A 14,241-nucleotide genomic window follows, 5' to 3' on the forward strand; every position below is an offset into this window, starting at 1 on the left:
CGATTCTAGCGTGCCTCCAGCTTCTCGACGACCACTTGCAGCTCCCCCTGGCCCGTATCCGTCCTGCCGACCACGCGCACGTGCCCCTCGGCCGTCCGCTCGATCCCCGCGACCTCCACTCCGGCGGCGCGAAACGCCCTGCGCACAGCCTTGTTGTCCGCTCGGGTGTCGAGGGTGAGCTCGATGTCGCGGGCGTTGAGCGCGAATAAGTCCTCGGGGCTCAGCTCCGCGCTCTCAAAAAGCTCGGGGCGGACCATTTTCGTGCGCAGCAGCGACTGCTCGCGGCGCCAGCGCTCGATCTTGCCGTGGTCGCCGCTGGTGAGCACCTCCGGGGCGGCGATGCCCCGCCACACCCGGGGCGTGGTGTAGGCCGGCCCCTCGAGCAGCCCGTCGGAGAAGGAGTCCTCCTCGTGGCTCTCCGTGTTGCCCAGCACCCCGGGGACGAGCCTGGTCACGGCCTCGGCAATGACGAGGGCGGCCACCTCCCCGCCGATGAGCACGTAGTCGCCGATGGAGACTTCGCGCACCCGGTACCGGTTTCCGGCGTCCTCGAACACCCGCTGGTCAATGCCCTCGTAGCGCCCGCACGCGATGACGATGTGTTCCTCGCGCGACCACGCGCGAGCGTCAGCCTGGGTGAACGGCGCACCGGCCGGGGTGGGCACGAGGAGGAGCGGGCGCGAGCGGTCCGCCTCCGCCGCCTCGTAGGGGCGAGGAGCAATCTTTGCGACGTCATCGTGGCGCGCCTTGTCGTTGCGGTGCGGCGCCGCCGACTCGAGGTCGTACCCTGCCCGGCCCGCGGCGACGTCATCGAGCGCCGGCCCCCACACCTCGGGCTTCATCACCATGCCGGGACCGCCGCCGAGCGGGGGCGCATCCACAGATTTGTGGTTGCCTGTCGCCCAGTCCCGCAGGTTGTGGATGCCGACGCTAAGAATGCCCTGCTCAATCGCTTTGCCCAGCAGCGCGTGGCGCAGCGGCTCGAGGTATTCGGGGAAGATGGTGATGATGTCCAGGCGTAGCTTAGACATCCAGCAACCCCTCGGGCGGGGTGATCGTGAGCGTTCCTGCTTCGAGGTCGACCTCCGGGACGAAGTCCATGACGAAGGGGACTAACACCTCGCGGCCGCCGTAGTCGATCTCGAGGATCTTGCGGTTGGGGGTGTCCATGATGCCGGAGACCTCGCCGATCTCCTCGCCACCCATGTGCACCTTCAGCCCGATGAGCTCGTGGTCGTAATACTCCTCGTCGTCCTCATCGCGCTCTAGGGGCTCGGCGAAAAACTGCATCCCGCGCAGGGAATCGGCGGCGGTGCGGTCGGGCACCTCCTCGAAGCTCACAAGCAGGCGCTGCTGGTGCGGGCGCAGCGTCTTGATGGTGAGCTCGCGCTCCTTTCCGGCCTGCCTTCCCGTCAGGGAGTTGCCAACGACAAAGCGCTGCTCGGGGGCATCTGTCAACACCTCCACGGCGACTTCCCCCTTGACGCCGTGGGACTTGACCACCTTGCCGATGAGTAACTCCATGGGGTTAGAGACTAGCAGGTCTTTTTCGGGGGCCGAGTTGCTGGCTTCGGGTGCCACGATCGGGTGGGCCGGCCGCAAATCTGGCACTTTCCCAGCTCTTATCCACCCCGCCGACAAAATTTGGCACCGGCACCCCAGGAACGATGACATCAGTGGCACCTCGGCGGCCGGCGACCTGGGAAAAGTGACATCGGTGACATCGAACCTGTCGCCGATGTCACTGGCGCACCCCAAAGAACCCAAAGAACCCAAAAAGCCGCCCGGGGCGAGGTCCCCAGGCGGCGCGACAAGCCGGAAAGGCTTAGTTCTCCTCGGACTCAGACTCCTCGGAAGACTCGGAGGACTCGGAAGCCTCCTCCGAAGCAGCAGCCTCGGCGGCGGCCTTGGCCTCTGCCTCTTCCTTGGCCTTCTTGCGCTTCTCGGTGATCGCCTCGGCGGTCGGGCCGTTGTTGGCCTCCTCGAGCGCCTTGTTGAACAGCTCGAGCTTGGACGGCTTTTCCTCGGCCACCTTGAGGGAGCCCTCGGCGCCTTCGAGGCCCTTGTGCTTCTGCCAGTCGCCGGTGATCTTCAGCAGCGCGAGCACGGGCTCGGTCGGCTGGGCGCCGACGCCAAGCCAGTACTGGGCGCGCTCGGAGTCGATGCGGATGAGCGAGGGCTCTTCCTTCGGGTGGTAGATGCCGATGTTCTCGATGTACTTGCCATCGCGGCGGGTGCGGGCGTCGGCGACGACGACGCGGTACTGAGCGTTGCGGATCTTGCCGAGGCGCTGCAGCTTGATCTTGACAGCCATGGTGTGTCCTTTTCTAGTCACTGGGCAGTTCGGTCACCCGCGACGGTTTCGCGGGCCGGTTCAACCCTTGGGTTTAGGCTGCGTGTGACGTACCGGTCGACCGGGGTCGATCACGGTGTAACGCAGCAAGCGTTGTGCTGTAAACAGCCGTTGAAACTATACCGGGTCGATTGCCGAGAGCGGAAATCCCTGGCGCTACAATAAACGAATCATTGCAAGCGCCGCGATTTTCTAAGGAAAAACCATTAATACGCCCGTGAAGTCACCCCCGCACCGCGCAGACCTCGACGGGCTGCGCGGCCTGGCCATCGCGCTCGTCGTGGTCTTCCACATCTTCGCCGGCCGCGTCTCCGGAGGCGTCGATATCTTCCTCCTGCTGTCGGGCTACTTCTTCCTCGGTTCGCAGCTGCGCTACGCCTCGCGTGTCGACGCCTCCTTTAACCCTTTCTGGCCCATCTGGCGCACCCTGCGACGCCTCGTGCCGGTCCTCGCCGCCGCCATCGCAGCCGTCGTCTCGGTGGCGTATGTCTTCCTGCCGCAGTGGTTTAGGCCGGAGATTTTGCACCAGGCGTCGGCAAGCATTGCCTACGTGCAGAACTGGTCGCTCTACGCGCAGGGCGCGAGCTACGACGTCGCCTCGGACGGCGTGAGCCCGCTGCAGCACCTCTGGTCGATGTCGGTCCAGGGGCAGTTCTACCTCTTTGCCATCGCTTTCTCCCTGCTCCTTGGGCTCGCCTTCCGCCGCCGCCCCCACCTCGTGATGACGGTAGCCGGCCCGATCCTCGCGCTCATCACGGCAGCGTCGTTCGCATTCGCGCTCTTCCTCGGCAGCCGCGACCAGGACCTGAACTACTATTCCACCTACTCGCGCGCCTGGGAGCTCACCTTGGGCGCGGTGCTGGCCATCTACGCCTCCACGCTGCGGATACCGCGCCGCACGCGCGGCGCGGCGATGACCGCTGGGCTATTCATGGTGGCAACCACGGGTCTGCTTTTCGACGGCGCCACTCAGTTCCCCGGCCCGGCCGCCCTCTACCCCATCGGCGCGGCAGCACTGATCATCCTCGCGGGCTCCGCCGATGACGCCGCGGCGCCCGCGAGCGCTGCCGTGCTCACCAACCCGGTGAGCCAGTGGCTCGGGCGCATCTCCTATTCGCTCTACGTGTGGCACTGGCCGATCCTCATCGGGGCCACCATCGTCAGCGGGAGGCAGACCCCCTCGATCGCCCTCGGCCTCGCGGTCCTCGCGCTCTCTCTCCTCGCCGGGCAGGCAAGCTACCTTATCCTCGAGCGCCCGCTGCGGCAGCACCGACGCCGCCCACGCGCGGGCGAGCACCCGCTAAGCGATGCCTGGGCCGCGCTCCGCTCCTCGCTCCAGGCCAGAGTGCGGGCAGCCGGGGGAACAGCTGTGGCGCTGGTGGCTATAGGGCTCCTGGCCTTAAGCCCCTCTGTCACCGCATACCGCGACAGCGCTCTCGCGCAACCGCTCGATCCGGCCCTCTACCCTGGGGCGGGCGCGCTGCACGGCGCCCCTGTGCCCCGCGCGGAGGCGATGCCGAGCCCGCTGATCGTCTCCGAGATGTACCCGGTCGTGGGCGGGCAGGGGTGCATGAGCTTCTACTTCAACGACCCCACGCAGGTCATCACCCACCAATACGACGACCAGGCCATGCCCGAGTGCGTCTACGGCGACCCAGCGGGCGAGACCGTGGTCTACCTCATCGGCGGCTCCCACGCCGAGCAGTGGGCGAGCCCCCTCGATACCATCGGTACGCGCCGCGGCATCAAGGTCATCCCGCTGCTGCGCCAGGGCTGCCCCTTCGCTCTCGGGCCACAGGCGGAAGACTACTCCCCGGAGTGCCGGCGGTTCAACGAGACGGTCATAGGCCACATCGCCGCGAACCCACCGGACGCGGTGGTCTCCACCACGACCCGCCCACTCCCCTTCAACGACGGCCCGGGCAGGCCCGACTACGTGCCCGAGAGCTACGTCGCCGGGTGGGACGCGCTCGCCGAGGCGAACATCCCCTTCTTCGGCCTGCGCGATAGCCCCTGGCACATCGACGAGGCCGGACACCCCATAAGCCCTGTCAGGTGCGTCGTCGAGCTCAAGGACGAGGAGGCCTGCGCGTTGCCGCGGGAGTGGGCCTACGCCCCCGAAGACCCGGCTGCTGAAGTCCTGCGGAGCTACCCGGGGATGATCTCGATCGACACCGCGGACTGGTTTTGCACCCCGGATTCCTGCCCCGCCATCGTGGGAAACATCTACGTCTACCGCGACGACAATCACATCTCCGAATCCTACGCGGCAACGTTGACCGACACCCTTGACCGGGCGCTCATGACGTTCCTCGACACGATCGCCGCCCGCTAGCACATCTCACCACCCCGAGGGTGAGCGGCGCCCCGGCCGGGAGGCGCCTACTTCTTGCCGCGCAGACGCTCCATCGCCGAGTTGAAGTCGAGGTTGTTGAGGTCGAGCCCCTCCATCCCGGGCGGCATCTGCTTTTGCAGCTCCGCCAGATCGGGCATCCCGCCGGGCGCACCGGGCATTCCGGGCATACCGGGGAGCTCGGGCATGCCGGGCAATCCACCCGGCGCCTTCGGCGCCCCGGCTCCGCGCCCCTTCGCGGGCTTGCGCTTGCCGTTTTTGCCCTTGCGCCCCTTCGGTTTCTTCTTCGTCGCGCTGCGCCCGCCGCCGGGGACGCCGGGAAGACCGAACTGGCTAGCCATCTGCCCCATCATCTTCTTCGCCTCGAAGAAGCGCTCGACGAGCTGGTTGACCTCGGCGACGCTCACGCCAGAGCCGTTGGCGATGCGCTTGCGGCGCGAGGCGTTGAGGATCTTGGGATCCTGGCGCTCGGCCGGGGTCATGCCGCGGATGATGGCCTGGATCCGGTCGAGCTGCTTTTCGTCAACCATATCGGCCATCTGGTTCATCTGCTTGCCGCCCGGCATCATCTTGAGCAGGTTGCCAATCGGCCCCATGCGCCGGATCATGAGCAGCTGGTCGAGGAAGTCTTCAAGGGTGAGCTCCCCCGAGCCGAGGCGCTGAGCGGTCTTTTCGGCTTCCTTCTGATCGAAGACCGTCTCCGCCTGCTCGATGAGGGAGAGCAGGTCGCCCATGCCGAGGATCCGGCTGGACATGCGGTCGGGGTGGAAGACGTCGAAATCCTCAAGCTTTTCGCCCGTTGAGGCGAACAGGATCGGCTTGCCGGTGACCTCGCGGATAGAGAGGGCCGCGCCGCCGCGGGCGTCGCCATCGAGCTTGGTCAACACGACGCCGGTGAAATCGACGCCTTCGGCAAAGGCCTGGGCGGTGGCGACGGCGTCTTGGCCGATCATCGCATCGATGACGAACAGGACCTCGTCGGGGTTGACGGCGTCGCGAATGTTGCGCGCCTGCGCCATGAGCGTCTCGTCGATGCCGAGGCGACCGGCGGTATCGATGATGACCACGTCGTTCTTATTCCGCCTGGCGTAGTCTATGCCCTCGCGCGCCACACCCACCGGATCACCGTGGGAGGTGCCCATCTCGTGGTCGAGGGAGTCGATGGAGGTGCCCGGGTCGGGGGCGAAGGTGGGCACGCCGGCCCGCTCGCCGACGATCTTCAACTGGCTCACTGCGCCGGGGCGCTGCAGGTCGCAGGCCACAAGCAGCGGGGTATGGCCCTGCTTGGCCAGGTGCTTGGACAGCTTTCCGGCCAGCGTGGTCTTACCCGCACCCTGGAGGCCGGCGAGCATGATGACGGTGGGCGGGTTCTTGGCCAGGTGAAGCCTGCGGGTCTCACCGCCGAGGATCGCGGTGAGCTCCTCGTCGACGATCTTGATGACCTGCTGTGCCGGGTTGAGCGCGGCGGAGACGTCCGCTCCGAGCGCGCGCTCCTTCACCCGCTTGATAAAGGCGCGAACGACGGTCAGCGAGACGTCGGCCTCGAGCAGAGCGAGGCGGATTTCGCGGGCGGTGGCGTTAATGTCGGCCTCGGTGAGCTTGCCTTTTCCGCGCAGGCCGCCGAGGGCAGTTTGGAGGCGGTCGGACAGTGACTCAAACACTTTAGGGGCACGCTCCTCATCGGGGACAGGGGTTTTAGATATTCTTTCAGCTCGCACTAGCCTAGCGCGCGTGAAGGGGGCGGAGATAAGCGAGCCCGCTTATCTCCGCCCCATCGCCGGGCGCCTACCCCGTAATAGCGGCGTCGTCAGTCTCGCCCGTGCGCACGCGGATGACGCGCTCGACCGAGGTGACCCAGATCTTTCCGTCGCCCACCTCGCCGGTGTAGGCGGCGCGGACGATGGAGTCGAGCGCATCTTCGACCAACTCGTCGCGGACCAAGACCTCGACCTTGGCCTTGGCCACAAACTGCGAGGAGTACTTCGCGCCGCGGTAGTACTCGATGCTGGCGTGCTGCCGGCCGCGGCCCTGCGCGTCGGAGACTGTGATGCCGTTGATGCCCGCGGCCTCGAGGGCCTCGACGATGTCAGTGAGCGTAAAGGGCTTGACCACTGCGGTGATGAGTTTCATCTCAGCTCTCCTTTTATGCCTTGTAGGAGGCGCGATCTGCGCTGGCGGGGCCAGCGGCGGGCGCGGGATCTTTGGTGGAGTGCTGCGAGCGGGCCTCGTTGAGCCCCATCTCCGCGGCGGACTTGTTGCCGGCCGGCACCCCGCCGGGGCGCAGGCCCGGGCCGCCGAGATCGTATCCGGTCTCGCGGTGGACAGCGTAGTCGACGCCGTCGAACTCCTCCTCGCGGCTGATCCTCCAGCCCATCGTGGATGTGATGGCAAGGGCGATGAGCAGGGTCATCACGCCGGCGAAGAGCATGGAGACCACCGCGATGACGACCTGGACGGCGAGCAGCTTCATACCCTCACCAAAGTTGCCAGTGATCATCCCTCTCTCCCCCGCGAAGAAAGCCAGCCCGATGGTGCCCCAGAGCCCGGCGACGAGGTGGACGCCGACGACGTCGAGTGAGTCGTCGTAGTTAAAGGTGTACTTCAGCCCGACGCCGAAGCAGGCGAGGATGCCGCCGATGAAACCGAGAACCAGCGCGGAGACGGGCTGGAGCGCCCCGGCGGCCGGGGTAATGGCGACGAGGCCCGCGACGACGCCTGAGGAGGCGCCGAGCGATGTGGCGAACCCGTCCCGGAGCTTCTCCACGAGCAGCCACCCCATCATTGCGGCGGCCGCGGCAGCCGTGGTGTTGACCCACGCCAGGCCGGCCAGGCCGTCGGCGGCGAAGGCCGAGCCGGCGTTGAAGCCGAACCAGCCGAACCACAGCAGCGCTGCGCCGAGCATGACCATTGGCAGGTTGTGGGGGCGCGAGTTGGACGTCGGGAAGCCTCGGCGGCGCCCGATGACGAGCGCGAGGACGAGCGCCGCGGTGCCGGCGGAGATGTGGACAACGGTGCCGCCCGCGAAGTCGATCGGGGCGACCGCGGCCTCGCCGTCGGCGGTGCCGAACATGGCCGCGGCGATGGAGCCCTCCGCGTGGCCGAGCAGCCCTCCGCCCCAGACCATGTGGGCGAGCGGGAAGTAGACCAGGCTAGCCCAGGCGGCGGAGAAGGCGATCCACGCGCCGATTTTCACGCGGCTGGCGATCGCGCCGGAGATGATGGCGGTGGAGATTACCGCGAAGGTGAGCTGGAAGCCGATGTCGATGATGTTGGCGTAGCCAGAGACGCCCTCGACGTAGTTGCCCTCCGCGTCGACGATGGAGTTTCTCAGCCCGAAAAACTCGAACGGGTTGGCAAAGACCCCACCGATCGATTGGCCGCCGTAGGACATCGACCATCCCCACAGGACGTAGACGACGGTGACAATTCCGAGCGAGGTAAAGGACATCATCATCATGTTGAGCACGCTGCGGCGCGAGGACATCCCGCCGTAGAACAGCGCGAGCGCAGGTGTCATGAGCAGGACGAGCGAGGCAGAGACGAGCATCCAGCTCGAGTTACCTGCCGTGGCCGCCACTTCTTCTGTTACCACCGTGTACCACCTCTCAGTAAACCTATCGTGCGACAGTTTGTCCACGAGCAACTATAGATTGACAGGTAGAAACACGGGAACTCGACACCCACTTTTGCGACGAACACCACAAAACCCGCCTTCCTCACTGGAAGGCGGGTAGGAAAAAGCCTGGGCTCCTAGCCCAGCAGGGCGTCGACAAAGCTCTCGACCTCGAACGGCGCGAGGTCATCTGCGCCCTCTCCGAGCCCGACGAGCTTGACCGGCACCCCGAGCTCCCCTTGCACTTGGAAGACGATGCCGCCCTTGGCCGTGCCATCGAGCTTGGTCAACACCACGCCGGTGATGTCGACGACATCGCGGAACACGCGCGCCTGCGTGATGCCGTTTTGGCCCACGGTGGCGTCGAGGACGAGGAGCACTTCGTCAACGCGCGATTTCTTCTCGACGACCCTTTTCACCTTCCCCAGCTGGTCCATCAGGCCGGTCTTTGTGTGCAGCCGGCCCGCGGTATCCACCACGACGACATCGGCGCCCCGATCCACGCCCGTGGCCACCGCGTCGAAGGCGACGGAGGCAGGGTCGGCGCCCTCCTTGCCGCGCACCGTCGCCGCACCGACGCGGCGCCCCCACGTCTCCAGCTGGTCCGCGGCGGCGGCGCGGAACGTATCGGCCGCGCCGAGCACCACCGTATGCCCCAGCGAGACCAGCACGCGCGCCAGCTTGCCCGTGGTCGTGGTCTTGCCGGTGCCGTTGACGCCGACGACCAAGATCACCGCCGGCTTGCCCTCGTTCGGCATGGCCTTGATCGAGCGGTCCATCTCCGGGTGGGCGGCCTCGATGAGCGTCTCGCGCAGCATCGCGCGCGCCTCGGCCTCGCTGGACACGCCGCGCTCGGCGATCTTCACCCGCAGAGACTCGGTGACCTTCATCGTCAGCTGGGTGCCCAAATCCGCCATGATGAGGGTGTCTTCGATCTCCTCCCAGGCGTCTTCGTCCAAGTCGCCCGCGGTGAGGATGCCCAGCAGGCCTTGCCCGATCGCGTTCTGCGAGCGGGTGAGCCGCCCGCGCAGCTTGCCGATGCGCCCGGCGGCCGGTGCGATCTCATCGATCTCCTCCCCCGGTGCTGGCGTATCGACGACCGCCTCCGGGGACGCAACCGCACCCTCCTCGCGCGCCTGCCCGGCGACCTCTGCGGTCACGGCCGCGATGTTCGCGGCCTCCTCGGCCTCCTCGCGCTCATCAGCATTGGCGGGCTCAACAACATCGACGGGCTCGGCAGGCTCCCCCTCGGGCGCGAGGCCGGCTGGCGCGGTGGCGCCGTCGTCTTCCCCACCGGTCTGCGCGGCGGCCTCTTGCCCCTCGCGGGAGAGCTCAATGTCGGGCTGGTCGTCGTCGGGTTGCGCAAGCGCGTGGGGCTGCTCGAGCTGATCGCCTAACGCGCTCAACGCGGTCGAACCCCCTGCTGCAGCACCCGCAATACCCGCCGCAGCACCCGCCGCGGGGCCCGCCTCCACCGGCTCCGCCTCCGCCGGCGCAAAGGAAAATCCCCCCTTGGCCTGGTAATTCCCTGACTTTTCCTGCTGTGTGAGCTGCTTAGCCTCTGCGGGTTTTTCGAAAGAGACCGTCTTCGACTTCTTGCGGTTGTTTCCCACCAGCACGACGATGCCCGCGATGAGCAGGGCAAGGACGATGACGGCGAGGAGGATCCAAATCAGCGTGGTGTTCATAGCACCCATGGTGCCAGCAAAGTGTCTACTTTGGTGCATAGCGCGGGGGCGGGGTGTGGTGTTTGAATCGGGGCCATGTTCGGAAACATTCAACTCTCCAGTCTCCTGCCCGCTTCCTCCACCGCTCTCGGTGCCTGTACCACCCTGGTGCTCGGCGCCTGCACCTCCCTCGGCGCCGCGCCTACCGCCCCCGCCGAACCCTCCGGCCCCGAGCTGCCCGACAACGCAACCGTGGCCACCGGCGAGGTGCTCACCGAGGTCATGAACACCGAGTGGATCCCCCAGCCGCCCTACACGGACGGCGCTGATGGCAAGCCGGTGACCGTGTCCTTCGTCCCGCAGGGCGGCGTCGAGGGCTTCCGCGTCGAGGGTGGCCCGTGCAACGGCTACGGCACGGCGATCCACCCGAACGTCGACAACGGCACCTACACCACCACCCCGCTGCCCGTGACCAGGATGGCGTGCGACTCCATGGAGTACGAAGGCCAGATCACCGAGGCGCTGCGCGATGGCTCGACGTTCTACACCGTCGGCGATGACACCCTCTACATCGCCGGGGATCACGGGGCGCTCAAGCTCAACCGCGCCTAAGGAGCCCGCGTGCCCTCCCCCACCGGCGCCGGCCTCATGCGCTGGGAGAGCACCCGGGTGACGCCGTCGCCACGCATGGTGACCCCGTAGAGCACGTTCGCCACATCCATCGTGGGCTTTTGGTGCGTGATCACGATGAGCTGCGAGTCCTCGCGCAGCTCCTCGAGCAGGGCGATGAGGCGGCGCAGGTTGACATCATCGAGCGCCGCCTCGACCTCGTCGAGGACGTAGAACGGGCTCGGGCGCGCACGGAAAATGGCCACGAGGAACGCGAGTGCGGTCAGCGACTTCTCCCCGCCGGAAAGCAGCGAGAGACGCTTGACCTTCTTGCCCGGCGGGCGCGCCTCGATCTCGATGCCGGTGGTGAGCATCTCGCCCGGCTCGGTGAGAATGAGCCTGGCCTCCCCGCCGGGAAAGAGCGTGTGAAACACCGCGGGAAACTGCCTTTCCACGTCCTCCCAGGCGTCGGTGAAAAGCTGTAGGATCTGCCCGTCGACGTCCTCGATGACGCCGATGAGGTCCTTGCGCGCCTGGAGGACGTCGGCAAGCTGCGTGCTTAAAAACGAATAGCGCTCCTCTAACGCCTTATATTCCTCCAGCGCCAGCGGGTTGACCTTACCCAGCGCGCGGAGGTCCTTCTCGGCCTGGGCGAGCCGGGCCTTTTCCGCAGCGCGGTCGAAGTCCGCCGCTGGCGCGTGGGTGGATACGAGATCGGCGACGGCGATGCCGAGGGTCTCGGTCGCCTTCGCCTCCGCCTCGTCGAGCCGCACCTGGGCCTGTTCGCGGGCGATGTCGGCGCTGTGGGCGCTATCCCCAAGCCGGGTGAGCTCGGCTCGCGCCGCGCTGACGTGCGAGCGCGCCTGCTGAGCCCGGGCGCGCAGAGCGGTGAGATGCGCCTGGAGCTCGTCGCGGCGGGCGGCGGCCCGCGCCTGCGCGTCGGCGACGCGGGCGGCAACCTCCCGAGCGTTATCGGCCACGGCAGCCGCGAGCTCGGCGTGCGCCTTTTGCTTGGCGACGCCCACCTCGAACCTCACCTTGGCAGCCCGCTCCTGCTCCGCCTGGCGCCGCAGGAGATCGCCCTTGCCCGCGGCCGCCTGCGCCTCCTGCTGGGTCGCGCGCGCTGCCATCGCGGCCTCGAGCTCCAGAGACTTCGCCTGGTTCAGTGCCTGGGCGGCGCGATCGCGCGCGGCGGTCGAGGGCTGCTGCTCGGCGCCTGCATCGTCGACCCGCGAGAGCCGATCCTTCGTCTCCGCAAGCTCCGCCTGCTTACCGCTTAGCCTGGCTTCGGCCTCCGCGGCGCGCTGAGCCGCGCTCTCGACCTGCTGCGCAAGCGCGTCGCGGGAAGTCGCCGCCCGGGCCAGCTCGCGCTGCACCGCCGTGGCGTCGGCGTCGTGCTCGCGCAACGCCGCTTTCGCCCCCGCCGCCGCGACCCTGGCTTCCTCCGCGGCAACCTTCGCCCCCTCGAGAGTGCCGGAGAGCTCGCCGAGCGCCGCGCGCGCCTCCTCGAGCTCGGACGACGCCTTCTCAATCGCCGCGCCCACCTCCACCGGCGAGGCTGTGCCGGCGCCGGCGGCGACCCACCCCTGGCCGACGAGGACGCCGGCGCGGGTGACCGCCCGCAGCCTCGGGTCGGCGCGGATGACGGCGCGGGCGTCGTCGACGGTGTCGGTGAGTGCGACGTCGGCAAGCAGGCGCGTGACCGGGCCTGCCACGGCGGCGTCGATACGCACGTGATCGAGCAACCAGTCCACGGGCGCGTCGGTATCCATGCGCCAGCTATCGCCGCCCTCGCGCGCGATGACGATCGCACGCTGCGCCCCGGTCAGCGCCCCGACGACATCGCCGCTGCCCACCAGCGCCTCGGCGAAGGGGCCAAGCGCCGCCGAGAGCGCCGTGGCCACGCCAGCCTCCGCACCGATCGAGCTGGCCAGGGGCTCGAAGCCCTCGCCGAGCACATCCGCTGCCGCCGCCCGCGGCGCCTGCTCAACGAGCGTGGCTAAGCGGGCCTCGAGGGTAAACACGGCGCGCTCGCGCTCGCGCTGGTCCTCCCGGAGCTGCTCGAGCCTCTCATCGGCCGCATCCGACTCCGCGGCCGCGCGCGCCTGTCTCGCCGCGATCGGCTCGCGCGCCGGCGCCAACTCATCGCGCTGCCGCTGCAGGTCCTCGACCTCCGCTGCCGCCGCCCGCAACCGCATGCGCGCCTCCTCGACGGCCTCGCCGATGCGCTCGATCTCCCCGCGAGCAGCCTCGATTGCCGAGCGCTGGCTCTCCTCGAGGGCGAGCAGACGCACCACGCCCTCGCGCCTATCCGCGATCGCGCGCAGTTGCGCCTGGTGCTCCCTGTCCGCTTCGTCGTACTCCGCCTGGCGCTCGGCGATTGCCTCGCGGATCTCCTCGAGACGCTCGGCGGCCTCCTCCGCGGCCTCGAGTGCCTCGGCGTAGCGCTCATCGGCCACGCTGGCGCGCGCCAGCAGGTCATCGGGGTCTGGACCTTGGTAGACGGTGTTCACGGCGGTGTGGGAGGCGCGCTCCGTGGCAATGCGCAGCGTCGCAGAGATCCGTTCCGCCAGCGTGGAGAGGGAAAACCACAGCTGCTGTGCCTCCTCGGCGGCCGGTTCGGCCTCCCGCTGGGCCGCCTCGACCTCACCCTGGAGCGCCTCGGCGTCCTCGAGCGCGGCCTTGGATTCCTCAAGTCTCTCCGCGGCGCGGCTAGCTGCCGATGCGGCGCTGCCTAGCGCGGCGCGCAGGGTGAGGATCTGATCGGCCGCGAGGGTGAGCTTGGCGCTGCGCAGCGTGGCCTGCACGCTCGCCGCGCGCTTGGCTGCCTCTGCCTGCCTGGCCAGCGGTTTGAGCTGCTTGCCCAGCTCGTCGGTGAGGTCCTGGAGGCGGTCGAGGTTGGCCTGCATGCCCGTGAGCTTGCGCTGGGCCTTTTCTTTGCGACGCCTATGCTTCAGCACACCCGCCGCCTCCTCTATGAACGCCCGGCGCTCCTCCGGGCGGGACTCCAGGATCTCGGCGAGCTTGCCCTGGCCGACGATGATGTGCATCTCCCGGCCGATACCGGAATCCGACAGCAGCTCCTGGATGTCCATCAAGCGGGCCTTGGAGCCGTTGATCTCATACTCGGACGCCCCGTCGCGGAACATCCTCCGCGTAATCGCCACCTCCGTGTACTCGATGGGCAAGCGATGATCGGAGTTGTCGAAGGTGAGCGTCACCTCGGCGCGGCCCAGCGGCTTGCGCTCCCCGGCACCGGCGAAGATGACATCTTCCATCTTCCCGCCGCGTAGGTTCTTCGCGCCCTGCTCCCCCATCACCCACGCCAGGGCGTCGACGACGTTCGACTTGCCCGAACCGTTGGGGCCGACCACGGCGCAGATCCCCGGCTCGAACTTCATCGTCGTCGCCGACGCGAAGGACTTAAAGCCCTTGAGCGTGAGCGATTTGAGGTGCATTGTGACGATTCTAGAGCATGGGTCACTCGAAATGGTTTATGCGCCACAGTTCCCGGACGGGCTGTGATGCGGAGGTACCCAATCCAGCGAGCCAGTTGCCTGGACCGAAAAGGTCATTTCTTGAATGCATTCACCGTCGCAACGGTGCAGACCTGTGCAGCCATGTTCAAGACTCCGGAAGTGTTCTT

10 protein-coding genes are annotated in these 14,241 nt (G+C 67.7%); 2 read left to right on the forward strand and 8 right to left on the reverse strand.

The annotated features are described in order from the left end of the window. Positions 1-5: 5 nt before the first annotated feature. The 3 genes from trmD to rpsP form a co-directional block, all read right to left on the reverse strand. Positions 6-1,031, reverse strand: coding sequence for a tRNA (guanosine(37)-N1)-methyltransferase TrmD (gene trmD, locus C3E79_RS07005; protein WP_108404266.1), 1,026 nt, complete (start codon positions 1,029-1,031; stop codon positions 6-8). Continuing rightward, positions 1,024-1,524, reverse strand: coding sequence for a ribosome maturation factor RimM (gene rimM, locus C3E79_RS07010; RefSeq protein WP_108405106.1), 501 nt, complete (start codon positions 1,522-1,524; stop codon positions 1,024-1,026). Before rimM ends, trmD begins: the two co-directional genes overlap by 8 nt. Before the next feature lie 301 nt (positions 1,525-1,825). Continuing rightward, positions 1,826-2,314, reverse strand: coding sequence for a 30S ribosomal protein S16 (gene rpsP / locus C3E79_RS07015; RefSeq protein WP_108404267.1), 489 nt, complete (start codon positions 2,312-2,314; stop codon positions 1,826-1,828). 256 nt (positions 2,315-2,570) lie between these two features. Between rpsP and C3E79_RS07020 the strand changes: the two genes are divergently transcribed. Beyond that, positions 2,571-4,688, forward strand: coding sequence for an acyltransferase family protein (locus C3E79_RS07020; RefSeq protein WP_158268475.1), 2,118 nt, complete (start codon positions 2,571-2,573; stop codon positions 4,686-4,688). Between the two features lie 47 nt (positions 4,689-4,735). Here the strand turns inward: C3E79_RS07020 and ffh are convergent, their stop codons facing one another. The 4 genes from ffh to ftsY form a co-directional block, all read right to left on the reverse strand. Next, complete coding sequence (ffh, locus tag C3E79_RS07025; protein ID WP_108404269.1) at positions 4,736-6,367, reverse strand: signal recognition particle protein; 1,632 nt, start codon at positions 6,365-6,367, stop codon at positions 4,736-4,738. Between the two features lie 124 nt (positions 6,368-6,491). Further along, positions 6,492-6,836: a P-II family nitrogen regulator gene (locus C3E79_RS07030; protein ID WP_108404270.1), complete on the reverse strand. Its 345-nt coding sequence runs from the start codon at positions 6,834-6,836 to the stop codon at positions 6,492-6,494. A gap of 13 nt (positions 6,837-6,849) precedes the next feature. After that, positions 6,850-8,298 (reverse strand): ammonium transporter, encoded by a 1,449-nt coding sequence (locus C3E79_RS07035; RefSeq protein WP_108404271.1) that lies wholly within the window; start codon positions 8,296-8,298, stop codon positions 6,850-6,852. A 158-nt stretch (positions 8,299-8,456) separates the two neighbouring features. Next, the gene (gene ftsY, locus C3E79_RS07040) at positions 8,457-10,016 is read right to left on the reverse strand and encodes a signal recognition particle-docking protein FtsY (protein ID WP_108404272.1); all 1,560 of its coding nucleotides are present in this window, start codon (positions 10,014-10,016) and stop codon (positions 8,457-8,459) included. Between the two features lie 66 nt (positions 10,017-10,082). On the opposite strand from ftsY, the gene C3E79_RS07045 reads away from it, so the two are divergent. Beyond that, positions 10,083-10,598: an META domain-containing protein gene (locus tag C3E79_RS07045; RefSeq protein ID WP_108404273.1), complete on the forward strand. Its 516-nt coding sequence runs from the start codon at positions 10,083-10,085 to the stop codon at positions 10,596-10,598. Here the strand turns inward: C3E79_RS07045 and smc are convergent. Beyond that, positions 10,595-14,053, reverse strand: coding sequence for a chromosome segregation protein SMC (gene smc / locus C3E79_RS07050; RefSeq protein ID WP_108404274.1), 3,459 nt, complete (start codon positions 14,051-14,053; stop codon positions 10,595-10,597). The genes C3E79_RS07045 and smc overlap by 4 nt on opposite strands. Positions 14,054-14,241 lie beyond the last annotated feature (188 nt).

Origin of the sequence: Corynebacterium liangguodongii, from assembly GCF_003070865.1 — a bacterium.
GTDB classification, from domain to species: Bacteria; Actinomycetota; Actinomycetes; order Mycobacteriales; family Mycobacteriaceae; genus Corynebacterium; species Corynebacterium liangguodongii.

Coding starts and splice junctions, on each gene's coding strand:
- trmD (WP_108404266.1), bottom strand. CDS start 1,031: ATGTCTAAGCTACGCCTGGACATCATCACCATCTTCCCCGAATACCTC.
- rimM (WP_108405106.1), bottom strand. CDS start 1,524: ATGGAGTTACTCATCGGCAAGGTGGTCAAGTCCCACGGCGTCAAGGGG.
- rpsP (WP_108404267.1), bottom strand. CDS start 2,314: ATGGCTGTCAAGATCAAGCTGCAGCGCCTCGGCAAGATCCGCAACGCT.
- C3E79_RS07030 (WP_108404270.1), bottom strand. CDS start 6,836: ATGAAACTCATCACCGCAGTGGTCAAGCCCTTTACGCTCACTGACATC.
- ftsY (WP_108404272.1), bottom strand. CDS start 10,016: ATGGGTGCTATGAACACCACGCTGATTTGGATCCTCCTCGCCGTCATC.
- C3E79_RS07045 (WP_108404273.1), top strand. CDS start 10,083: ATGTTCGGAAACATTCAACTCTCCAGTCTCCTGCCCGCTTCCTCCACC.
- smc (WP_108404274.1), bottom strand. CDS start 14,053: ATGCACCTCAAATCGCTCACGCTCAAGGGCTTTAAGTCCTTCGCGTCG.